Annotated in this window: 21 protein-coding genes; 12 read left to right on the top strand and 9 right to left on the bottom strand. The window is 33.6% G+C overall.

Annotated elements, in window-relative coordinates; all coding sequences use genetic code 11:
- Positions 1 to 115 precede the first annotated feature (115 nt).
- On the top strand, positions 116 to 1,135 hold the full coding sequence (gene galE / locus BM238_RS03920; RefSeq protein ID WP_090078862.1) for a UDP-glucose 4-epimerase GalE: 1,020 nt from the start codon (positions 116 to 118) through the stop codon (positions 1,133 to 1,135).
- Positions 1,136 to 1,223: 88 nt separating this feature from the next.
- Here the strand turns inward: galE and BM238_RS03915 are convergent, their stop codons facing one another.
- The 6 genes from BM238_RS03915 to pnuC all read right to left on the bottom strand — a co-directional run bounded on the left by BM238_RS03915 (position 1,224) and on the right by pnuC (position 8,278).
- Positions 1,224 to 3,776 carry a TonB-dependent receptor gene (locus BM238_RS03915; RefSeq protein WP_090078861.1) on the bottom strand — a complete coding sequence of 851 codons (2,553 nt, stop codon included), beginning with the start codon at positions 3,774 to 3,776 and terminating at the stop codon, positions 1,224 to 1,226.
- Between the two features lie 75 nt (positions 3,777 to 3,851).
- Entirely contained in the window at positions 3,852 to 4,877 is a 1,026-nt protein-coding gene (gene mltG / locus BM238_RS03910; protein ID WP_090078860.1) for an endolytic transglycosylase MltG, read from the bottom strand.
- 6 nt (positions 4,878 to 4,883) lie between these two features.
- Entirely contained in the window at positions 4,884 to 5,642 is a 759-nt protein-coding gene (gene dapF / locus BM238_RS03905; RefSeq protein WP_090078859.1) for a diaminopimelate epimerase, read from the bottom strand.
- Between the two features lie 112 nt (positions 5,643 to 5,754).
- The gene (locus tag BM238_RS03900) at positions 5,755 to 6,405 is read right to left on the bottom strand and encodes a hypothetical protein (RefSeq protein ID WP_090078858.1); all 651 of its coding nucleotides are present in this window, start codon (positions 6,403 to 6,405) and stop codon (positions 5,755 to 5,757) included.
- Between the two features lie 69 nt (positions 6,406 to 6,474).
- Complete coding sequence (locus tag BM238_RS03895) at positions 6,475 to 7,482, bottom strand: IS30 family transposase (RefSeq protein WP_090078857.1); 1,008 nt, start codon at positions 7,480 to 7,482, stop codon at positions 6,475 to 6,477.
- 124 nt (positions 7,483 to 7,606) lie between these two features.
- The gene (gene pnuC, locus BM238_RS03890; RefSeq protein ID WP_090078856.1) at positions 7,607 to 8,278 is read right to left on the bottom strand and encodes a nicotinamide riboside transporter PnuC; all 672 of its coding nucleotides are present in this window, start codon (positions 8,276 to 8,278) and stop codon (positions 7,607 to 7,609) included.
- Between the two features lie 140 nt (positions 8,279 to 8,418).
- Between pnuC and BM238_RS03885 the strand changes: the two genes are divergently transcribed.
- The 4 genes from BM238_RS03885 to BM238_RS03870 all read left to right on the top strand — a co-directional run bounded on the left by BM238_RS03885 (position 8,419) and on the right by BM238_RS03870 (position 13,095).
- Positions 8,419 to 10,113 carry an amino acid permease gene (locus BM238_RS03885; RefSeq protein ID WP_090078855.1) on the top strand — a complete coding sequence of 565 codons (1,695 nt, stop codon included), beginning with the start codon at positions 8,419 to 8,421 and terminating at the stop codon, positions 10,111 to 10,113.
- Between the two features lie 66 nt (positions 10,114 to 10,179).
- A complete protein-coding gene (locus BM238_RS03880) occupies positions 10,180 to 11,097 on the top strand; it encodes a beta propeller repeat protein (RefSeq protein WP_233741903.1) in 918 nt (305 codons plus the stop codon).
- Positions 11,098 to 11,289: 192 nt separating this feature from the next.
- Positions 11,290 to 12,654, top strand: coding sequence for an oxygen-independent coproporphyrinogen III oxidase (gene hemN / locus BM238_RS03875; RefSeq protein WP_090078854.1), 1,365 nt, complete (start codon positions 11,290 to 11,292; stop codon positions 12,652 to 12,654).
- Positions 12,655 to 12,690: 36 nt separating this feature from the next.
- Entirely contained in the window at positions 12,691 to 13,095 is a 405-nt protein-coding gene (locus tag BM238_RS03870) for a hypothetical protein (protein WP_090078853.1), read from the top strand.
- Between the two features lie 52 nt (positions 13,096 to 13,147).
- On the opposite strand, the gene BM238_RS03865 is transcribed toward BM238_RS03870, so the two are convergent.
- Positions 13,148 to 14,509 carry a PQQ-dependent sugar dehydrogenase gene (locus BM238_RS03865; protein ID WP_090078852.1) on the bottom strand — a complete coding sequence of 454 codons (1,362 nt, stop codon included), beginning with the start codon at positions 14,507 to 14,509 and terminating at the stop codon, positions 13,148 to 13,150.
- A 213-nt stretch (positions 14,510 to 14,722) separates the two neighbouring features.
- On the opposite strand from BM238_RS03865, the gene secD reads away from it, so the two are divergent.
- Complete coding sequence (gene secD, locus BM238_RS03860) at positions 14,723 to 17,638, top strand: protein translocase subunit SecD (RefSeq protein ID WP_090078851.1); 2,916 nt, start codon at positions 14,723 to 14,725, stop codon at positions 17,636 to 17,638.
- A gap of 68 nt (positions 17,639 to 17,706) precedes the next feature.
- Here the strand turns inward: secD and rsmA are convergent, their stop codons facing one another.
- Positions 17,707 to 18,468, bottom strand: coding sequence for a 16S rRNA (adenine(1518)-N(6)/adenine(1519)-N(6))-dimethyltransferase RsmA (gene rsmA, locus BM238_RS03855; protein WP_090078850.1), 762 nt, complete (start codon positions 18,466 to 18,468; stop codon positions 17,707 to 17,709).
- Between the two features lie 126 nt (positions 18,469 to 18,594).
- On the opposite strand from rsmA, the gene BM238_RS03850 reads away from it, so the two are divergent.
- The 6 genes from BM238_RS03850 (at position 18,595) to rluF (ending at position 23,404) form a co-directional block, all read left to right on the top strand.
- Entirely contained in the window at positions 18,595 to 19,491 is an 897-nt protein-coding gene (locus BM238_RS03850) for a cell division protein FtsX (protein ID WP_090078849.1), read from the top strand.
- Positions 19,491 to 19,796, top strand: a complete 306-nt coding sequence (locus BM238_RS03845) for a DUF3098 domain-containing protein (RefSeq protein ID WP_090078848.1) — start codon at positions 19,491 to 19,493, stop codon at positions 19,794 to 19,796. The genes BM238_RS03850 and BM238_RS03845 overlap by 1 nt, the downstream gene beginning before the upstream one ends.
- Before the next feature lie 72 nt (positions 19,797 to 19,868).
- On the top strand, positions 19,869 to 20,687 hold the full coding sequence (locus BM238_RS03840) for an undecaprenyl-diphosphate phosphatase (protein WP_090078847.1): 819 nt from the start codon (positions 19,869 to 19,871) through the stop codon (positions 20,685 to 20,687).
- A gap of 128 nt (positions 20,688 to 20,815) precedes the next feature.
- Positions 20,816 to 21,505, top strand: a complete 690-nt coding sequence (gene truB / locus BM238_RS03835) for a tRNA pseudouridine(55) synthase TruB (protein WP_090078846.1) — start codon at positions 20,816 to 20,818, stop codon at positions 21,503 to 21,505.
- A 138-nt stretch (positions 21,506 to 21,643) separates the two neighbouring features.
- Entirely contained in the window at positions 21,644 to 22,558 is a 915-nt protein-coding gene (locus BM238_RS03830; RefSeq protein WP_090078845.1) for a T9SS type A sorting domain-containing protein, read from the top strand.
- A 78-nt stretch (positions 22,559 to 22,636) separates the two neighbouring features.
- The gene (gene rluF, locus BM238_RS03825) at positions 22,637 to 23,404 is read left to right on the top strand and encodes a 23S rRNA pseudouridine(2604) synthase RluF (protein WP_233741902.1); all 768 of its coding nucleotides are present in this window, start codon (positions 22,637 to 22,639) and stop codon (positions 23,402 to 23,404) included.
- A 2-nt stretch (positions 23,405 to 23,406) separates the two neighbouring features.
- On the opposite strand, the gene BM238_RS03820 is transcribed toward rluF, so the two are convergent.
- Positions 23,407 to 23,847 (bottom strand): HD domain-containing protein, encoded by a 441-nt coding sequence (locus BM238_RS03820; RefSeq protein ID WP_177205417.1) that lies wholly within the window; start codon positions 23,845 to 23,847, stop codon positions 23,407 to 23,409.
- Positions 23,848 to 23,942 lie beyond the last annotated feature (95 nt).

The following is a 23,942-nucleotide window of genomic DNA, read 5'->3' as shown; positions in this document are numbered from 1 at the left end:
TGTTTTCTTTTTTTGGATTTTTGTAATTCAAACTATTGATATGATTCAATTTAACAATGAAAATTGTGGGTGTGAATAAATTACTCATTTCTCATTAACCACAGCTCATAAAATTATGACCATACTCGTAACTGGCGGACTCGGCTACATCGGCTCACACACTGTTGTAGAACTTTTAAATAACAATTTCGATGTTGTAATTGTTGATGATCTGTCAAACACAGAAAAATTTATTTTAAAAAATATTGAAACAATTGCTGGTAAAAAACCAATTTTTTATCCTTTTGATTTAAAAAGAAAAGAATTATTACATCAGGTTTTTGAAGCACATCAAATAGATGGTTGTATTAATTTTGCAGCGTTTAAAGCAGTAGGCGAGAGCCAGGAAAAACCAATTGATTATTATGAGAATAATCTGTTTTCTTTAATTAATATTTTGCAGGAATTTAAAACCAGAAATATTTCTAATTTTATTTTCAGTTCTTCCTGCACGGTTTATGGACAAGCTGATGAACAACCGATCAACGAAAATACGCCATTAAAAACGCCGGAAAGTTCCTATGGAAAAACCAAGCAAATGGGTGAAGAAATTTTAAAAGATTTTGCAAATTCTCACCAAAGAAAAGTGTCGCTTTTAAGATATTTTAATCCAATTGGCGCACATCCAAGTTCACTTTTGGGGGAATTACCTTTGGGAATCCCAAATAATCTGGTTCCGTATGTCACTCAAACTGCAGCGGGAATCAGAGAAAAATTAAATATTTGGGGAAATGATTATCCAACGCCTGATGGAACTGCGATCCGTGATTATATTTATGTTGTAGATTTAGCAAAAGCGCACGTGAAGGCTTTGCAAAAATTAATTAATGAGAAATCTGAAACTTTAATTGATATTTATAATCTTGGAGCGGGAAAGGGTTCTTCAGTTTTAGAAGTTGTAGAAGCTTTTGAATTGGCAAATAATATAAATGTTCCTTATCAAATTTGTGAAAGAAGAGCCGGCGACATTACAGTTGCTTACGCTGATGCTACTAAAGCAGAAAAAGAATTGGACTGGAAAGCTGAAACTTCCCTGGAAGAAGCGCTTAGAACAACCTGGGAGTGGCAGAAATATCTCGAAACTAGACAAAATTAAATAGTAAAAAAATCAATAAAAAATCCTGAAATTTTATATTTCAGGATTTTTTTATTATTAAAATTTCGATTATTTAAATTAAATAATTTTACATTGGATCTTGATCCTGATCGCCTGAATAATCATTATTTATATCTTTTTTCTGTTTCTGCTGATCAATTTTTTCACCTTGTTTAAAACGGTACGTGAATGAAACTGAAAACTGTCGCGGTTGAAATTGATTGTAATTGTACTGCGTAAAATCTGCTCCTGTAGTGGTAAATTCGCGCGCTCTGGTATTAAAAATATCCTGAATATTAAAAGCTAAAGTACCATCGCCTTTCATAATCGTTCTTGAAGCACCGAAGTTAATAACATAAGTTGGTTTTCTATTATTACTAAGACTTTTTTCGGCTCCTCTATAAGATCCCTGAAACTGAAATGAAGTATCTTTATCAGGTTTAAAGGTTGTAGTTAAACGAATTCTACTGGAAAAACCGTTACCTGCAAAATTAAAATCCTGAAAAGAACCTGTGGTTTTGTAGCCGTATAGATTAACGCTTCCCATTAAACGAAACCATTTGTAAGGATCGTAAGAACCGTTCAGATCCAAACCATAATTTTCCTCCGATCCTGCATTAACAGGTTGTGTAAATATAGCCGTTATTCCGTCCGCACCTTTTACCGGAACCTGAACAAAATTTACCTCATCCTGAGATTTTTTATAATATAATGTTGGATTAAATGTTAACTTTTTAGAAGATAAACTATATCCAAACTCAAAAGAATTTTCATAAGTCGGATTTAAATCCGGATTTCCCTGAAAAGAACTTCTGGTATCATAGGAATTAAACGGAACTAAAAAGAAAGAACGCGGACGCTGAATTCTCCGGGAGTAATTAATCAAAAACTGACTGTTTTTGCCTAAATCATAACTTAAAAAAACACTTGGAAAAAAGCCTGTGTAAGATTTTGTTTTTTGAACACGGTCGCCAGTACCATTATTTTTAAAATCAATATCAATGGCAGTATTTTCAACGCGAGTTCCCAATTGATAACCTAATGCATCAATTTTACTTTTAAATTGTGCGTAAGCAGCAGCTACTTTTTCCTCATAAAAAGTATTACTTGTAAAATTAGAAAGTGGTCTTTGCGGTGAATTATTTATACTTTGAAGAACGGTATAATCATAGGTGTTTTTCGTAAAATCATATCTCGCGCCGGCTTCAATTTTAGAAATTTCCCCTAATGGAAGTTCATAATCTACTTTCCCTAAATAGGTTTTATTGTCAGTTGAACTGTAAATTAAATTATTTGTGATCGTTCGCGTAGGAATATTGATAATATTTGTTTTGGTAGAAACACTGTTTATATTTGAAGTAGAATTATTATTGCCGTTACTGTTTTGCAAACTACCGGAAATAGATAATAATTGTCCTTTATCACCAATTTTTTGATCGTAACCCAAGTCTACCTGATAAGAATTATTGGTACGCTTTCCATTGTCTTGTTGTGCAGTTGTAACATCAAAATTTCCGCCCAAATCAGCTCCTAAAAAATTGTTCTCAAATATATTTGTAGCCTCATCAGAAGTGTAGTCAAAAGTTCTTAGCAAAATGGAAGCATTTACAGAGGCTTTCGGTGTTAAATCTACGTTGAAACCTGCTGTCGCATTATAGTTATTTCCTTCTCCTTTACTTTGCTGATCTCTCGAGCGAGAAATTAGATCAAAATTTTTCAAACTGCCCGCATCTCTTAAAGTTTGATATTGTTGTATACTTTTTGACTTGCTTCTGTTGTAACCACCGCCACCATTGAGAAAATAAGTCCAGTCACCTTTTCTCCAGCTGAGATTTGTATTTAAGGATGTTTGTGGAAGATATCCTAAAGTTCCTGTTACACTGCCATTAAAACCTAATTTTTTAGATTTTTTAAGTATAATATTTAAAATACCTGCAGTTCCGGATGCTTCATATTTTGATGAAGGGTTGGTAATTACTTCTATACGGTCAATCTGATCAGCCGGAATACTTTTTAAAGCATCTGCTCCGTCATCAATACCAAGAAGTGCGGATGGTTTGCCATTTATTAAAAACTTAATATTTGTATTCCCACGCATAGAAACTGTACCATCAGTATCCACCGAGATCGACGGGACATTACTTAAAACATCTTGTAAGTTACCTCCTTTGCTAATTAAATCTGATGAAGGATCATATACTCTTTTATCTAGTTCAACTTTATACGGTTTTGGAGCAGCAGCAACAATCACCACGCCTTCTATATCCTGAGTTTTATTATTGGTTACTGAGGTTTCCGTAGAAACATCAAAGTTTTTTACGGCTGCCGAAGTTGTTACGATTAAAGTCGAAGTCGTTTTTTTGAAATCAATTGCTTCAATACTTACAGAATAGCTTCCCGGCGCTAAAGTGAGAGAATATTTTCCCGTTTCATCTGTTAAGGCCGCGTCACTGTTGATTTTATCAGTGCCGTTTGTAAATGTAATGGATGCGTACGGAACTGTTGCGCCTTGTGCGCCGACAACTGTACCACTAACCGGAGTTTTTTGCTGAGCGAAAGCCAAACTTGCCGCACCTAAAATAAAAGTAAGACCTAACGTGCGTTTTTTGATAATTGAAATAAATTCAAATCTAGAGTGCATTTATATATTTTACTAATTAGTGTATTATTTTTGCGAATCGTTAATCATAAAAAAGTTAAACTTATCACAATTTTTTTATTTAATTTGATGTGAATTTAGCCAGTTTTGGTAATCTCTTGCATTAATGGCGTGCTCCGCAGCATTATCTGTGAATCTATGGAAACCCAATCGATTGGGATCTGCGCACATAAAAATAAAGTCATTTTTTTGAGCATTTAATACTGCATCAACTGAATTTTTATCAACCATACAAATCGGTCCGGGCGGAATTCCTGTATTTGCGTAGGTATTATATGGTGATTTCTGTTTTAGATCTTTAAAATAAACACGCTTTATTTTTTTTGAATAATTACTGGCTTTGTTGACTGCGTAAATAACCGTAGGATCACTTTGCAACTTCATTCCTTTATGATAACGGTTTAAATAAATTCCCGCGATAGTTTTCATTTCGTCAGGTTTTCCGCCACTTTCCTTAAAAACGATTGATGCTAAGGCATAAATTTGATCTCTGTTTAGATTTAAATCTTTTTCTTTTTGTACTCTTTCTGCTGTCCAGAATTCAAGGTACTGTTTTTCAAATTTTTTAAAAAATTCTTCGGGTTTTACGGTCCAGAAAAAATTGTACGTATCAATGAAAAAGTAAGTTTTTAAATCTTCAGGTGTTGAAAGATTTTTAGAATCTGCAATTTTAGAAAATCCTTTAACGAATTGTAAAGAATCAATTTCAGTTTTTTTAGTCACTTTTCCGATCATTTGATAAACATCATCAAAATCACCAATTCTAAAAGAATTTTCGGTCTGATTTCCTGCTTTTATCATATTTACCAGATCACTGTTTCCAGTTCCTGATTTGATTTTGTAGCGTCCTGCATTATAAAATTCACCAAGCTTTTTAGCTTTTGCAACTTGAGAAAATTTACTTTTATCTTTTAAATAAGGGGAAATTGAGTCAATGATCTGGTTTAAACCCGCGTTGTGCGGAATCAGAACATAACCTTCTTTGGCTACGTTATTTCCAAAATTTTGCGTGTAATAGCGAAAACCAAAAACCGCTAAAAGAGCTAAAATTAAAAACGCAACAAATAAACCTGCTTTTTTCATATAAATTTAGATACTTATTTTTCCTTTAAAAACCTGTTTTGCAGGACCTTCCAACCAAATATTTACGAAGCTTTTCTCTACTTTTTCTGCATAAACAGTTAAATTTCCGCCAATAGTTTTAACCATAATTTTTTTATTTTCATTAATAAAAGGCAATGCGGCGGCTGTAACGCCTGTTCCACAACTATAAGTCTCATTTTCTACGCCACGTTCATAAGTCCTTACATAAAGAGAATCAGCCGCTAAAATTTGAACAAAATTTACGTTGATGCCTTGTTCATGATATTTCTCTGAATTTCTGATTTTTGAACCTTCATTAAAAACATTAAAATGTTCAAGATCTTCAGTAAATTTTATATAATGCGGCGAACCTGTATTAATCACAAAATCATCTTCATCAGTAAAAATCTCGTTGACGTCGATCATTTTTAATTTTACGATTCCGTTGATTATTTCTGCCTGATGATCTCCGTCAATTGCTTCAAATTTTGTATGATCTTCAAAAAGATCTAAAAAATGTGCGAAGGCGACAATGCATCTTCCACCATTTCCACACATACTTTCGCCTTTGCCATCACTGTTGTAATAGACCATTTTAAAATCGAGCGTGTCATGTTCTTCTAAAAGAATAAGTCCGTCAGCGCCGATGCCAAAACGACGGTCGCATAGATTTTCGATTATTTTTTCGTCTTTTAAAAATTGTTGGTCGCGGTTATCAATGATTATAAAATCATTTCCTGTAGCTTGATATTTGTAAAATTCCATATTAAATTTAAGTTTGCAAATTTAGTTATAATTAACAGCAGATAAGTCAATAAAAAAAAGCCAATAAAACAATTTTAAATTTTTGTCTTATTGGCTAAATTTTGATATTAAATTATCTCATTCCTCCTGAACCTGAATCAATCCTTGTCGGTGTTTGAGCTGGTTGTGGACTTGGTGTGCTTCTGAATCCACCGCCGTTACTGTTTTGACTTTGTCCTGAATTATCTCGCGGTGTAAAAGTATTATTTTGCTGTCTTTGATCTGATTGTGGCACCTGACCACTTCTAAAACCATCATTGCTTCTCTGATTTCCTGTTTGAGTTCGCGTTGTCGGAGATTGAGTATTTCTTACGTTATTATTTGTATTCTGTTGAACGTCATTACGATATCTCGCATTTGAAGATGAACTTACTGAAGGTCTGTTTCGCGATGATGAAGTATTTGGATCGTAAAGTCCATTCGGCGGACGTGTAGAAGTGGTTTGTCTTTGAACGTAAATTTTTCTCTGATTCTGTCCATAATAATAAGGAACATTATTATCATATTGATAATTCATATTATCACGATAATAATATCCATCATTGGCATAATAACCGCCATTACCATAATAGGAATTTGGCGCATAATAGTTGCCGTTATCATAGTTCCCACCGTAGTAAGAATTCTGATCGTTATTGGCGTAACCGTCTGAATAAGCAATGCAGGAAGTTAAACTTCCAAAAATCACTGCTCCTAATGCTATTTTTTTTATAAAATTTTTCATGATGATCGTATTAAATAATTAATACTTTTTCTAATACCAAAACTTTGCCGAAATTTTAAAAGGCCATGTTCAACCAATAAGTGCGACAATTTTATTATGTAGGACTTCGATTGGATTTTTATAATTGAATTTTCTAATAGGTCTGTAATTTAGTAATTTCTCGACTTCTTTTATTCGTGCTTCTGATATGTTTCTTAAATCCGTTTTCTTCGGGAAAAATCTTCGGATAACACCAATTCTATTTTCAACAGTTCCCTTATCCTGAGAGGTATAAGGTCTTGTAAAATAGGTAGATGCGTTTAGATCTTTGCCTATTTTGTGATGGTAGGCAAACTCCTTTCCATTATCAAAGGTGATGGTTTTTATCCAGGAACTATCAAATCTTATAAGTCTTGTATTCATTTTCTGGTACACTTCTTCTGCATTTTTACTTTTTAATTTTTCTATCATAGTCACTAAAGTGGTTCTGTCTGTCATCACCAACAAAGCGGATTTGTGATTGCTTCCCATCATTAGATCTACTTCTATATCGCCAATCCTACTTCTTTCTTCCACAATTTTAGGTCTTTTATCTATTCCTATTCTGCCTATTATTGCGCCTCGTTTGTCTTTTTCGTTATAGCGTTTTTGTTGCCTGCCTGTGTACCGAAGGTGCTTACAAAGTGTTTTATATTCTTTATGCTCTTCACGATTACTGTGTTTAGCAGTCCAAATCCATTTATAAATAGTTTCGTGGCTGATCTGGCATTCCCCATCTGCTGCTAATCTTTTAGCAATGAGTTCCGGACTCCATTTTTCGTGCATCATTAAGCCTGAAATACGGAGTTTTAACTCATCGGTCAATACCATGGCTTTTCGCTTTTCTCTGTGTCTTTTATCAGTTTTGTTTTGAGCGTGCTGGGCAATATATCTTTTAGCGGTACTTCCTCTCTCAGGAATATTTCTTTGTAATTCACGATAAATAGTACTTCTGTCAACGCCAATTATTACAGCAATCTGTGTTTTACTGATTTTAGTTTCTAAAAGTGCAGATAATTGATATCTTTGTTCTGGGGCTAAATGTTTGTATTTTTTCATGCAAGACTAATTTAAGCAATTAGTCCTAAAACAAGAGGAGCTAGCTCCTCTTGTTTTAAATATTACTGTCGCATTTATGTGTTGAACTTACAAAGTTTTAAAATCAATTAAATAAAAATAAAAATCATACTTTTTTCTCGAAATTAATGCTTTTTTTCCACTCAATAAAACCTACGATTGCCATTATTGTGAAAAGAAAATATTGTACTGAAGTTATTCCAAGACCTTTATATATCATCATTGGAATACAGATAAGATCTCCAACTATCCAAAATAACCAGTTTTCAATTTTCTGTTTAGCCATAAACCACATTCCCACCAAAAATAAGGATGTTGTAAAAATATCCAGCCAGTTGGCCCAATCTAAATGGTATAATCCCAATCTTACGTCTTTAAAGGAAAAATTATTATCAATATAAGGTTTAAAATAATATACCAACGTGACCAACGCCAAACTTAAAATAAATAAAATACCACCAAAAAACCACTGTTTTTTAGTCGCCCAGGAAACTTCTACGTGAATTTTATCTTCAGCGTTATGCGACCATAAGATCCAGCCGTAAATGCTCATAACGGAATAATAGAAATTGATCATCATATCTCCTAAAAGTCCAAAATTAAATAGAATATAAACGTATAAAATCGTGCTGATAATCCCGGTAGGATAAACCCAAATATTTTTTTTAATGGAAAAATAAACACTTAAAATTCCAAAAACTGCTGCCGTAGATTCTAAAATAATCTGAATGGCGGTGTAGCTTTCGTAAGGTTTTAAAAAGAGATCGTAAAAATTCATAATTTCAAATATAAAACTTTAAAGCAATTATTATTTAAATTAATTACATTTTTAAAATTTAAATAATATGGTTAAAAAAAAGTTAAAAGTTGTTATTTTTTCCTATTTTCGTAAATTCTAAAACTTAAACAAAAATTATTATGTCGAATATTTGGAAGACAAAACCATTATCGCAACTTCTTCACGAATCTGAGGAGTCGGAGGACGGACTTAAAAAAACGCTTTCCGCAGGAGCGCTCGTAGCATTAGGCATTGGTGCAATCATCGGAGCTGGATTATTTTCAATCACAGGTTTAGCTGCTGCAGATTATGCAGGACCAGGGATTATGATTTCCTTTATAATTGCCGCCGTAGGTTGTGCTTTCGCAGGTCTTTGTTATGCTGAATTTGCTTCAATGATTCCTGTTGCAGGAAGTGCCTATACTTATTCGTATGCCACAATGGGTGAATTTATTGCCTGGATAATTGGTTGGGATCTTGTTTTAGAATACGCAGTTGGTTCTGCCACGGTAGCTTCAAGTTGGTCAGGCTATCTCGGTAAATTATTTGCTGCCTTTGGTGTATCGCTTCCCCAGAGTTTAATGAATACGCCTTTTGATACATATACTTTAATTGATGGAACAACTCATGCAGGTTTTATTAATTTACCGGCAGTTTTCATAGTTTCAATCATGTCATTAATATTGATAAAGGGAACCAGCGAATCTGCAATGGTGAACAATTTTATTGTTTTTCTTAAAGTGACAATTGTATTTGTATTTATTTTTGTTGGTTTCAAATATGTAAAAGCGGAAAATCTTACACCGCTAATTCCTGAAAATACTGGTAAATTTGGTCAGTATGGCTGGTCTGGGATAATTCGCGCAGCTGCCGTCGTCTTTTTCGCTTATATTGGTTTCGATGCTGTTTCCACAGCTGCACAGGAAACTAAAAACCCGAAAAAAGCAATGCCGATCGGTATTATGGGATCTTTATTGATCTGTACCGTTTTGTATATTATTTTTGCTTACGTTATGGTAGGTGTTGTTAATTATAAAGAGTTTACCGCCGGTTCGGGTGCAGACCATTTAGCTCCGGTTGCGACTGCAATTGAGCATATGGGAAGTATGGTGAATGGCGTAATGGTTCCGGAATATCCGTGGTTAAATACCACCATTATTTTTGCTATTTTATTAGGATATTCATCTGTAATTTTGGTTATGTTAATGGGTCAAAGTCGTGTGTTTTACTCTATGAGTAAAGATGGTTTATTGCCAAAAGTATTTTCGCAGATCCATACGAAATATAGAACACCTTATAAATCCAACTTATTTTTCTTAGTTTTTGTAAGTTTATTTGCTGCCTTCGTACCTGGAAGAGTTGTTGGTGAGATGACTTCTATCGGAACTTTATTTGCATTTATTTTGGTATGTATCGGCGTTTTGGTAATGAGAAAAACTCAGCCGGATGCACCGCGTGCTTTTAGAACGCCTTTAGTTCCTTTGGTTCCAATATTAGGAGTTTTAACTTGTTTAGGAATGATGGTATTTTTACCATTAGATACTTGGATTCGTTTGATAGCGTGGATGATGATTGGTCTTGATGTTTACCTTTACAGAGGTATAAAAAATAGTGTCTTAGGGAATGCCGATGGACAAGGAAATGATAATAAAACCTACAGAATTACTGCTTATTGTGGTTTAGCAATGACTGCAATACTGGCAGTTTTAGGATATGTTCATCACCTGGATGTTGTTGCGGGTGGTTCAACTACTAATTTAATTGCATTCTCAGGAGCAATGGTGATTATTCATTTAGCGATATACATTTATTATTTGGTTAAAAAAGCCAAATAAAATATAATAAAGATCCCGCAAATTTATTTTTGCGGGATTTTTATTTTTTATCTAAATTTAAAAAAAATGAAAAAATTTATTTCCTGCCTTATCATAATCATTCTTTCGCAAAATTTTTCTGCACAAACTTTAAAATTTGAGACATTATTAAATGACAAAATATCAATTCGTGCACTTCAACTTTATGATGGAAAAGTCTGGTATTCCGGGACGGATTCAAAGTTTGGGTTTGTTGATTTAAAAGATTCTAAAAATCAAAAACAACTAAAATTATATGATAAAAATTTGCAGTTTAGAACTTTAGCGCAGGATAAAAATAATTTTTATGCTGTTAATATTGAAAGTCCAGCATATTTTTTTAAAATCGATAAGAAAAACCTTAAAAGTGAAGTTGTTTATTCCGATACTTTAAAAACAGCATTTTACGATGCATTAAATTTTCAAAAAGACGGGTATGGTGTAGCATTAGGCGATCCAAACGGAAAATGTATGTCAATTGTAACAACTGAAAATTCAGGCAAATCCTGGAAAAAATTAGACTGTAAATATGTGCCGGAACTACTAAATGGTGAAGCAGCCTTTGCAGCAAGCAATTCAAATATATATTTAAAAAACAGAGAGATGTGGTTTGTGACCGGCGGAAATATCTCCAGACAATATTATTCTTATAATTCCGGTGATAAACTAATTGCGAAGAAATTGGACTTTGTGAATGGATCTAGTTCTTCTGGCATCTATTCTATGGATCTTTACTATAAATCAAGATTTGGCATTGCAGTCGGCGGAGATTACACCAAACAAGCCGAAAACATCAATAATATTGCAACCACAAATGATGGTGGAGAAACCTGGCAAATTCAGGCATCAGGAAAAAATGCTGGTTATATGACTTGTGTTAAAATCCGTCCCAATTCAAAAGGCAAAGATATTGTCGCCGTCGGTGATCAGCATATTTCTTTTTCCAATGATTTTGGCAAAACCTGAACTAAAATTTCAGATGAAAAAAATCTTTACGTTTGCGAATGGGTTGATGAAAACACCTTGGTTTTCGCAGGAAAAGATCGAATTTTAAAAGCAGAGATCAATTTTTAGATTTTTTAAATTTGGTGAATTCATCAAGATAAAATTCATAATTTTCAGATCAAAATTCAGAATTCATTTTCGTAATTTTGTGGTATGGAAAATTCTTTGGTAAATAAATATAATATTCCCGGTCCGCGTTACACATCTTATCCAACAGTTCCGTATTGGGATGAAGCTGGTTTTAGTGGAAATGCCTGGAAAAATTCCGTGATAAGATCTTTTAATGAAAGTGATTCTGAAGAAGGAATTTCAATTTATATTCACTTACCTTTTTGTGAAGCGCTTTGCACATTTTGCGCCTGTCACAAAAGAATTACCAAACAACATTCCGTCGAAACGCCTTATCTAGAAAGCGTTTTGAAAGAATGGGATCTTTATTTAAAATTATTTAACGGTAAAAAACCAAAGTTAAAAGAACTTCATCTCGGTGGCGGAACGCCTACTTTTTTTTCCCCAGAAAATTTGAAAACGCTTTTGGAAGGTTTATTTTCGACAGTAGAAATTGCAGAAAATCAGGAATTTAGCTTTGAAGGACATCCAAATAACACGACGAAAGAACATCTTCAGGTTTTATTTGATCTTGGTTTTACACGCTGCAGTTTTGGTGTGCAAGATTATGACCCGATCGTGCAAAAAGCAATTAACAGAATTCAACCTTTTGAAAATGTAAAAAATGTGACGGAATGGGCGCGTGAAATTGGTTATAAAAGCGTTTCCCACGATTTAATTTTCGGTCTTCCGCATCAAACCTGGGAGAAAATGGAACACAGTATTCACAAAACGATGGAATTAAAACCAGATCGTTTGGCGTTTTATTCCTACGCTCACGTTCCCTGGATAAAAGGCGTCGGACAGCGTGGTTTCGATGAAAATGATTTGCCAAGCGGCGACGAAAAAAGAAAACTTTACGAAAATGGTAAAAAATTATTAGAGGACCTCGGTTATAAGGAAGTGGGAATGGATCATTTTTCTTTAGAGCACGATGACCTTTACCAGTCTTTAAAATCCGGAAATATACACCGGAATTTTATGGGTTATTCTTCCAGCAAAACACAGCTAATGATAGGTTTAGGAATGTCAGCGATTTCAGATTCCTGGTATGCTTTTGCCCAAAATGAAAAAACAGTAGAAGATTATCAGACAAGGGTAGAAGAAGGCAAAATTCCTGTTTTTAGAGGTCATATTTTAGATGATGAAGATTTAAAAATAAGACAGCATATTTTAAATTTGATGTGCCGTTTAGAAACCTCCTGGGATGTTCAAACTGCTTTTCCTGAACTTGAAAATGCCATAGGAAATTTAAAGGAAATGGAATCTGACGGTTTAATAGAAATCACCGAAAATAAAATTAAAATTACCGAAAAAGGCCGCGCTTTCACTAGAAATGTCGCCATGACTTTTGACCTCAGAATGCTTAGAAAACAGCCGCAAACAAGAATTTTTTCAATGACTGTTTAGTTATTTTAAATTTTAAAAAAGATTAAGAATTTTAAAATGAAAATAAAGCTTTTTGTTCTTTTTATAATTTTTTCAAACATTATTTTTGCTCAAAATAAAACGTGTGAAGACGCTGTTTTTGCAATTGTAAGTTCTTCAAAAAGTTATAAATGGGCGACAAATGGTTTAGAAAAAGCGGTGATAAAAAATGGCGGAAAAGGCATCGGGTGGATCATGTACAGCAGTCCAAATCCGGAAAGATACAATGCGCTCTCAAAATCCGATTTTTACGAAATCGTCCTGCACGAAACTTATTCTGATCGCAATTTTAATTTTCGGACCTATGTTTTTAAACCAAAAAATCTTACACTTTACAAGCGTGATAATTTAAATAACGTATTAATTCCTATTAAATATAATAAAAAACTATTGCCACTTTACAAAAGCAAATGTTTAAAATAAAAAAATTCCTGCAACTGCGCAGGAATTTTAATTTTTAAAATGATTCAGAATTTTATTTCACGATCAGTTTTTGAGAATAGATTTTCTGACCATCGGATTTTATTGTGATAAAATAAATTCCTGATTTTAAATTTGAAATGTCAACCTTTCCATTTTCATTTAAATCATTTTCCAGTATTTTTCTGCCTTCTGTATTTATTATTTCAACGGAATTATTTTTTGTCATTAAACCTTTAACAAAAACATTTCCTGACGCAGGATTTGGGGAAATCTTTGTTTTATTAAAAGTATTATCATTAGTTGAAAGAGTAGAGGTCGTGACTTTGAAAACTTTACCGTTATTCACCGCGGCGACATATAATTCTTTGTTATTGTCTTCGCCAAATGTTGCGAAATTATTTCCTGTAAAAGCCGCACTAAAATTTATCGAATTATCTGAATTTAAAATTCCAAGTTGTGTAGAACAGTAATCTGCGAAAATATATTTTCCGGTTAAAGCAGAATAATTGGTTCCTCTATAAACGTAACCTCCTGTTATGGAACATTTTCCACCGGAATGATCGTAAGTTACTATAGGAAAAGTCATGGTTGATTTATTGGCACAAGCTGCTGTATTATAATCTGCATTGCCCTCATAGCAGCGCCAACCGTAGTTTATTCCGGCTTGCGAAATTGGCATTCTGTCAATTTCCTCAATTAAATTTTGGCCTACATCTGCAATCATAACATTACCGGAAGTAAGATCAAATGAATATTTCCAGGAATTTCTCAGTCCGTAAGACCAGATCTCCGGAGCGCCGCCGCCAGCTACGAATGGATTGTTTGTAGGAATATTATAAGCTGCCGTAGAATTAACGTCAATCCGTAAAATTTTACCTAAAAGTGAATTTTTATTTTGTGCATTATTATTTGGATCACCGCCGCTACCACCGTCGCCAGTTGAGATCCAAAGCATTCCGTCCGGATCGAAGTGCAGACTTCCGCCGTTATGATTATCAAAAGGTTTGGGAATATTAAGCAGTATTTTTTCAGAACTGAGATCTGCTGTGTTTTGATTTGTAGCATTTACGGAATATCTTGCAACCGTAATGTTACCGGTAGTTACAGCATTATAATAAACAAAAAAATAGCCATTTGTAGCAAATTGTGGATGAAATGCCAAACCCAGCAAACCCCTTTCGCCGCCAAAAGTGATCTTAGAGTTAAGGTTTATAAAATCTGCGGGATTTACACTTCCTGAAGGTTGCACAATTTTAATTTCCCCATTCTGCTGAACGACGAAAAGTCGATTATCTTTCGCATTTGTAATTTCCACGGGATTAGCAAAACCTGTTGCAAATTCCTGCAAAACTATATTTTGGGAAAAAATCAACATTGAAGAAATACTTCCCATAAAAAGTAATAATTTTTTCATAATATTTTGGTTTTTAAAGTATTGTGAAGTTAAAACATTTATTTTAAATGTTGTGATATTTATAAAATTTAAATTTTTAACTTTAAATTTTACTTTGGTTTATTTTAAAATTGCTTCAAATTATAAATTAAAATATTTTGTTAAAAGTTCTTAATTGTACTGAAAAACATTATATTTGCGCCCTATAATTTTTAATGTTGTAAATAAAAAACAATGCAAGGAAAAGGACTTATTGTTACCATCGCAGTTATTTTAGGACTTATTTGTCTTAGTGCACTTGTGCCTACATTTTATGCAAGTAACATAGAAAACCGGGCGCAGGCTCTTGCCGGAAATGACCCGGTAAAATACAGAAAAGAGTTAGACAGGCTTGCAAAAGACACCTTTAATTTAGGTATTAAAAAATTAGATTATAATTCTGCCAAGCAAAATGAAATGAAACTTGGTCTGGATTTGAAAGGCGGTATCAACGTTTTATTGGAAATTAATCAAAAAGATCTTGTTAATGATCTAACGAATTATTCCGTAAATCCTGTTTTGATCGAAGCTTTAAACAGAACTGATCAGGTTCAAAAAAGATCGACTAAAAATTATATTGATGATTTCTTTATTGAATTCGCTAATGTAAATAAGGAAAAAGGAACCAACTTAAAACTTGCTGATCCTGAAATTTTTGGAAATCAGGGTTTAACAGAAATTAAATATAATACTTCGGATGAAGAAGTAAAATCAATTGTTAGAAAAAAGGTTGAAGCATCTATCGGAACTGCTTACGAGGTTATCAGAACTAGGATTGACAAAACCGGCGCGGTTCAACCAAACGTTCAGCGTGTTCCCGGAACAGCGCGTATTTTTGTGGAAATGCCTGGTATTAAAGATATTGACCGTGTAAAAAAATTATTGCAATCTTCTGCAAAATTGCAGTTTTGGGAAGTTCAGCAAATAAATGAAGTTGGTCCTTATTTTCAGGAACTGGCTCAGGCGATCGCTTCGAAAGGTGATTCTATGGGAGTTTCTAACAGAACTAACTTAGTTAATCTTTTACAACTTACTACTTCAAGATCTCAAGGTGCGGCTAACGTAAAATTAGCAGACACAGCGATTGTAAATAAAATTTTAAATAGCAAAATTGCACAAAATTTAAGACCTTCAAACGTAAAATATACACAGTTTATCTGGGGCTACAAACCGGAAACTACTGATCCAACTAATTTAGTATTATATGCTATCAGAGGGAATATTACCCAAAGAGCGCCGGTTGACGGAGCAGTAGAAACTGCGCGTGTTAATTATGACGACCTTGGTAGAGTAGTTGTGGATATGCAGATGGATCAAAAAGGGTCTAAAGAATGGAAATCTTTAACGGAAAAAAATGTTGGGAAACAAGTTGCTGTAACGCTTGACGGCAGAGTTTATACTGCGCCAAATGTACAGGGCGTTATTCCTAACGGAAGAACACAGATCTCCGGAAATTTTTCTCCGGAAGAAGCTAAAGATTTAACAGATGTTTTAAGCGCAGGTAAATTACCAGCTGGCGCGAAAATCGTTCAGGCAGATGTTGTAGGACCATCTTTGGGTGCAGAATCTATCAACGCTGGATTTTTATCCTTTGTTATCGCATTTTGTATTATTATCGTTTACATCATTTTTTATTACGGTGGAGCAGGAGTTTTCGCAGTTATAGCGATGATCATCAATTTATTTTTCCTTTTTGGGATTATGAATTCGATCGGTGCGACGCTTACACTTCCTGGAATCGCGGGTATCGTACTTACGATGGCACTTGCGGTTGATACGAATGTAATTATTTATGAAAGAACAAAAGAAGAGCTCTTCGCAGGGAAAAATATTTTAGAAGCATACAAAGACGGTTTCAAACATGCGCTTTCGGCAATTATTGACGGTCACGCAACCACTTTGTTAACTGCAGCTGTTTTGTTTTTCTTCGGAACCGGTCCAATTAAAGGATTTGCTGTTACTTTAGGAATTGGTTTGTTAATGACTTTCTTCACATCAGTACTTTTATCCAGAGTAATGATCTTTACCAGATTAAATAAAGGTAAAAGCTTATCAGTTTGGACGAAACCTACAAAAAATCTTTTCAGAAATGTTTGGTTGGATTTTATTGGAAAAAGAAAATACACTTATATATTTTCAATCGTATTGACGGTAGGAAGTTTACTTTCTATTTATGTGAATGGTTTTAAATATGGAATTGATTTTACTGGAGGTAGAAATTTCGTTGTTAAATTCGAAAAACCAGTTGTTGCATCAGAGGTTCAAAAAACCTTAACAGGCGTTTTTAAAACATCAAACAGCCAGAATAGTTCTGTGGAAGTGAAAACTTTTGGTAAAGACAATCAGCTTAAAATCTCAACAGATTATTTAATAGATGATGCTTCTCTAAAAGCGGATCAAACAATTGAATCAAAACTATTTGAAGGTTTAAAACCAAATTTACCGGCAAATCTTACATTACAGGAATTTAAATCCGCAGATATTGCTCACGCAGGAATTGTGTCTTCCACGAAAGTTGGTCCAACGGTCGCAGATGATATTAAAACAGGCGGAACACAGGCATTTATTTTGGCAATTGTGGGTATTTTTATCTACATTTTATTAAGATTTAGAAAATGGCAGTTTTCACTTGGTGCGATTGTCGCTTTGATCCACGATTCAATTATTATTTTGGGAGCTTATTCATTATTTTATAAATATGCGCCTTTTAACATGGAAATTAATCAGGATTTTATTGCCGCAATTTTAACGGTTCTTGGTTACTCTATTAATGATACGGTTATTGTATTTGACAGAATTAGAGAATATCTTCGGGAGAAAAAATCAATTTCTCTGGCGGGATTATTTGATGATTCTATTTCAAGTACGTTGGGAAGAACTTTCAATACATCGTTTACAACCTTATTGGTGATTTTAGCGATATTTATTTTCGGTGGAGAAAACCTTCGCGGTTTCATGTTTGCCTTACTTTTGGGTATTGGTTTTGGAACTTATTCCTCAATTTTCGTGGCTTCGGCGATCGCTTATGATCTTTTAAAAGGCAAAGGAAAACAGGATGAAGATCTTCACGGTATCACAACTTCATCAAAGGAAATTCCATTAAAAAAGTAAATTAAAATTTATATAAAAAAACACCATTTCTTAATTTGAAATGGTGTTTTTTTTTTGCGTAAACTTTTTTAATTTTCCCAAAGATGCGTTAGTTCCAAGAAATCTTTTACAGAAAGTTCTTCTACGCGCTGCGTCATAAATCGATGCTCCAACAAATTTTCGGGAATACCGATCACCTTTAAAGAATTACTTAGTTTTTTTCTTCTTTGACCAAAACCGGCTTTCACTATTTTTTTAAATAAAGCTTCTTTTCCCACCAAACCTTCAGTTACATTTCTTCTCAGTTTTATAACGCCTGATTTCACTTTTGGTGGCGGGTCAAATACGTCTTCATTTACAGTAAATAAATATTCTGTGTCATAATAAGCCTGAACCAAAACAGACAGAATACCGTAATCTTTAGTGCGTGGGACGGCGGCAACTCTTTCCGCGACTTCCTTTTGAAACATTCCCACCATTTGTGGCACCTGCTGAAAATTTTCAATGATTTTAAATAAGATCTGCGAGGAAATATTATACGGAAAATTACCAATTACTGCTATTTGAGAATTCGTTTCAGCAAAATTGTACTTTAAAAAATCACCAATAAAATGTGATTCAGAAAGGTTCAAATAATTTTGTTTTAAATAAGTAATTGACTCTTCATCAATTTCGGCAAGTAGTAAATCCTGGTTTTTCTTTATTAAATATTTTGTCAAAACACCTGTTCCCGGTCCGACTTCTAAAAGCGTTTCGCCTTCTATAAAATCTAAAGATTCTACAATATTTTCTGCAATACTTTCGCTGGTAAGAAAATGTTGCCCTAAATGTTTTTTTGCTTTTACGCTCAAGATGTTTTTTTTAAATAAATTAGAATGTCTGAATGTTATTATTTATGATTCGTTAACACTCATTTTTTGATTTCAGGGGCTAATTTCGGAAGATTTTTTCTAATTTAGCGCAAAATTCAAGATTTAATGGCAAAGACAGTTGAAGATTTTAATAAAAGCAGACTAAAGTCAAGTAATATAACGGTTGTTATTAGTATAGCGCTCGTTTTATTTTTGGTCGGCCTCTTTGGATTGATCTTATTAAATGCGCAAAAATATTCAGATTATCTAAAAGAGCAGCTCGTCGTAAATGCTTATTTTGATCAAAATTTTTCAGCCCAGGATTCATTAAAAGTAGCAAAACTTGAAAGTGATGCGGTTAAAAAAATTGAACTTTTGCCAAGCGTAAAACGTGCAACTTACATTTCCAGAAAACAGGCAAGTATTGAAGCCAAAAAAAGTTTGGGTATCGACAGTCAGGCGTTGTTTGAATCTGATATTTTTCCCTCATCTGTGGAAGTATCATTAAAACCGGAGTTCACAGATTCTATTAATGTTAAAACGGCAATTAATCAGCTTAAGAGTATTCCGGGTATCACTGACGTGAAAAATGACTCAGAATCTTCTAAAGTTTACGGTAAATTAGACACTATTCTAAAATGGGTTTTAGGTTTGTCAATCTTATTTTTAGTATTAGCGATTGTTTTAATTAATAATTCAATACGTTTAAAAATATTTTCAAAACGTTTTATCATAAAAACAATGCAGTTGGTGGGCGCTAAAAGACGTTTCATTCTCAAACCTTTTGTTATTGAAGCGATAATTTTAGGTGCAGTTGGTGCAGTTTTAGGTTTAATAGCGCTTTTTGGCGTGTGGTATTATTTTACAACTAACATCAAAACACCTTTCGTTCAGGAAACAGATCAATATGCTTATTTAATTTTAGGGGTTTTTATCCTCGGGATTTTTATAACAGTTCTCAGCACAGTTGTTGCGACCTGGCGTTTTCTTCGCTCTAATGCAGATGATTTATACTATTCATAATGGCTAAAAACACAAAAAAATTCTCTGCTGATCAGTATGGTCAAAAAGAAGTAATTGCAGAAGAAAAACAAAAATTTTACTTCGGTAAAACTAATTATAAATGGATGATCATTGGTTTTGTGATCACGGTTATCGGATTTTTGCTGATGATGGGTTCGGATGCAAACACGGTGGACGGAAAGTACGACCCAAAAGTTTGGAATGAAGCCATATTTTCTATCAGAAGAGTGAGAATCGCACCATTGTTCGTTATAGCAGGTTTTGTCATTCAGATCTTCGCTATTTTAAAACGAAATAAAATTTAAATTTAATAACTAACGTATTTTTTAATTTTGTCAAAGTTTACATCTTTGGCAAATTTTTTTTGAAATAAAACTATGGATACATTACAAGCTATCATTTTGGCAATCGTGGAAGGTCTTACCGAATTTCTTCCCATTTCTTCCACTGCGCACATGGGTTTCGCCGCCAATTTGATGGGAATGGAAGAAACAGAATTTCTAAAAATGTTTCAGGTTTCCATCCAGTTTGGAGCCATCTTAGCCGTTGTTGCGGCTTACTGGAAAAAGTTTTTTGATTTTTCTAATCTTAAATTTTACTACAAATTAGCTTTTGCGGTTATTCCGGCCTTACTTTTAGGTTTTTTATTTGATGATAAGATTGAAGCAGTTTTGGGAAATCAAATTGCAATATCAACGATGTTGGTTTTGGGCGGAATTGTTTTATTATTCGTTGACAATTGGTTCAAAAACCCTACAGTTCACGACGAAAAAGAATTATCCGTAAAAAAAGCGGTAATTATTGGTTTTTGGCAGTGTCTCGCGATGATGCCGGGGACGAGTAGAAGTGCTGCCTCTATCATAGGTGGAATGTCGCAGAAACTGACCCAAAAAGCCGCTGCAGAATTTTCATTTTTCCTCGCCGTTCCTACGATGGCCGCAGTTACTGTTTATTCAGTTTTTGTAAAAACCTGGGGCAAAACCACGCCAAATCCTATGAAAGGTTATCAAATGATAATGGCCGATCAGCAGCATATTTTGCTTTTTCTACTGGGAAATATTATTGCATTTATCGTTGCCTTAATTGCCATTAAATCTTTTATTTCTCTATTAAATAAATATGGTTTCAGACCGTGGGGTTGGTACAGAATCATTGTTGGGATTGCGCTTTTGGTCTATTTTAGTTATTACAAATAGGGATTTTTGGGCAGCTTCATCCGCCTTCCGTTCCCAATCTTTTTATTTTTTTTTTGAAAAAAATCAAAAAGGATTTCCACTCAAGTCGGGCTGTAGATTTGTAATCTTTACCAAATATATTTTTAATAATGACAGATCAGGATATTTTAGAAGGTCAAATAATTTTACTTGATAAACCGTTAAATTGGACGAGTTTTCAGGCAGTCAATAAATTAAAATACAAACTCAAAAACCAATTTGATCTTCCTAAAAAATTTAAGATCGGCCACGCCGGAACTTTAGATCCCAAAGCAACTGGTTTATTAATTGTCTGCACCGGGAAATTCACAAAGAAAATTTCAGAAATACAGGATGCACCGAAAGAATACCGCACAGAAATTAAACTTGGCTTTCAAACAGAAAGTTACGATACAGAAAAACCCGAAATTTTAGAAACTAATATTTCGTTTATGACAGCGGAGAAAATTTTAGAAGTTTTAAATGATTTTATCGGAGAAATCGATCAAAAACCACCTGTTTTTTCCGCTTTGAAAATTGAGGGAAAAAGAGCTTACGATTTAGCGAGAGCAGGCGTTGAAGTTGAGATGAAAAGCAGAAAAACTACCATAAATTATATTAACGAAATTCAAATAGAATTACCTTTTGTTCGCTTCACGGTTGGTTGCAGCAAAGGAACATATATCAGAAGTTTGGCGCATGATATTGGGCAGGCTTTGGAGGTTGGGGCTTATTTAACAAATTTGCGCAGAACAAAAATTGGGGATTATGTTGTAAAAGATGCTAACAGTGACTTTGTGAATGATGATTATCACTTTTAAAATTTTAAGTATTAACAACCTTCTTATCTATAGTTAAAAACTATGATAAAAAATGATTCAAAATAGCTGTTTTAAAGTATGCAATTTTGATAAAAAGTAATTATTTTGTAATATTGATTAAATTAAAATAGATATATTATGAAAAAAATTCTACTTTCTTTATTTGCAACTACTGCATTAGCATTTACAGTAAATGCACAAACGACAAAATATTCTTTTGAAACCGCTGAGGGCTTTACTCTTGGAGATGTATTGGGTCAAAATCCAAAGATTGATACTTATTACGATGATGGAACAACCACTTACACTAGCGAAACAAATATCGCAGAAGTTACAAATGAGCGTGCAAATGATGGCGTTAATTCATTAAAAATCATGGATTACAGCGATGCAACTATTGGAGGTATTTACGTTACCGGAATTCCTGTTTATCAAAAAACTTCTATTTCTTATGATTTATTTGTTCCTGCGTTAGATGGATCTGATAATTTATTTTTTCTTTATGATAATGTCGGTACAGCTACAATAATTGATCTGGATTATCAAGGTAACGTAAGAATTTATGATCCAATTTCAAATGCTTTTTCCACAATTGGGACTTTCAGTGCTGCTAGATGGGCTAAAGTGGAAGTGCAGGTAGATTTTGCTGCTGTAACTTTAAAAGTCTTTTTAAATGGCACATCAATTTTTTCAGGACCATATCACGGGAGTGGCAATACCCTTACAGAAACAGATTTTGCTATTGATAATTTTGGTACTGATGCTTTTTTTGATAACATTCAGATTCGAAACTTAGGTGCATTAGCAACAAATGAAGTCATAAATTCTAAAAATAATTTAAGAATTTCTCCAAATCCGGCTGTAGATTTTGTTAAGATTACGACTGAAGGGAAAATAGAAAACGCGCAGATTTTTGACGCTTCAGGTAAGTTGGTGAAATCTTCAAAAAATACTTCAGAATTATTAAATGTAGAAGATTTAAAAAAAGGGATTTATATCTTAAAGGTAAAAACTGATAAAGGTGAATATTCCACCAAATTAATGAAAAAATAATTTTTTCTCTAAAAATTTAAAACCTTTAACCATTTTTGATTAAAGGTTTTTTTGTGACAAAAATTCAGGTTTTTTAAAATGAAAATCACGTATTTTTGCACTAATAAAAATAGAATTTATAGTTTGGAAAAAACACGCATTAATAAATACCTTTCTGAAGTTGGATTTTGTTCAAGACGCGCTGCAGACAAGCTTTTGGAAGAAGGAAAAATTACCATTAATGGAATAATTCCGGAAATGGGAACTAAGGTTTCTGACGAAGATGAAGTGCGCGTAGAAGGCAAACTGATCCGTGAAAGCACAGAGAAACCAGTTTATATTGCCGTAAATAAACCAATCGGTATTGTCTGCACAACAGATCAAAAACGTGAAAAAAATAATATCGTTGATTTTATAAATCATCCAAAACGTATATTTCCCATTGGAAGGCTTGATAAACCAAGTGAAGGCTTGATTTTGATGACCAACGACGGTGACATTGTGAATAAAATCCTGCGCGCCAGAAATAACCATGAAAAAGAATATTTAGTTCGCGTTGATAAGCCCATTACGCATACTTTCATAGAGAAAATGAAAAATGGTGTTCCCATTTTAGATCAAATTACCAAAAAATGTGAAGTTGAAAAACTCGATAATTTTCAGTTCAGAATTGTCTTGACGCAAGGATTGAACAGACAAATCCGGAGAATGTGCGAGTATCTTGGTTATGAAGTAAGAAAGCTGAAAAGATTGAGAATCATGAATATTAAACTCGACTTACCATCGGGAAAATGGCGTGATTTAACAGAAGAAGAATTGCAGGATTTAAATGAACTTTTAAAAGATTCTGATAAAACGATCAATTAGAATTAATACTTTTCAATTAAATATTGATACGCTTTCAGGTATTTATTTAGTCTTCTGTGGTCACGGTCTGTAAGTAAAGAGGTGAATCGCGTGAGATCCATATTGTCTTTTAGATCATTAATTTTCACGGCAATCGCAAGGGGTGAACGTTCTACTTTTTTAATAAATTCGTCATAATCCATAAGGTCAGAAGTTTTTGAAAGACAGTCTACCGCAAAAACTACCTCTTCAGAAAATCCTTCCAGTCGCAGATCTTCGAGTGTAACTTCCGGACAATCTTCAATAACGTCGTGAAGCACGCCAACTATTTTTTCATCCAAAGTTTTTCCCGAATTCATGACGCGCATGACGTGCGAAATATAAGGCGTGTCAAATTTGTCGGTTTGCTTTCTGTGTGCTTTTTCAGCTATTTTTATAGCTCTGTTGAGCATTTTTTCTTTCATTTGAAGATTTCATTTTTTAATTTCCGGTAGATGAAAGCTAGATCAAAAATTCGTTTTATTTTTAAATTTTATAACAGCGATTTCAATAATTAAAA

It is taken from the genome of Halpernia frigidisoli, from assembly GCF_900113805.1.
GTDB lineage: Bacteria > Bacteroidota > Bacteroidia > Flavobacteriales > Weeksellaceae > Halpernia > Halpernia frigidisoli.
This window is presented reverse-complemented; position numbering and strand designations above follow the sequence as displayed.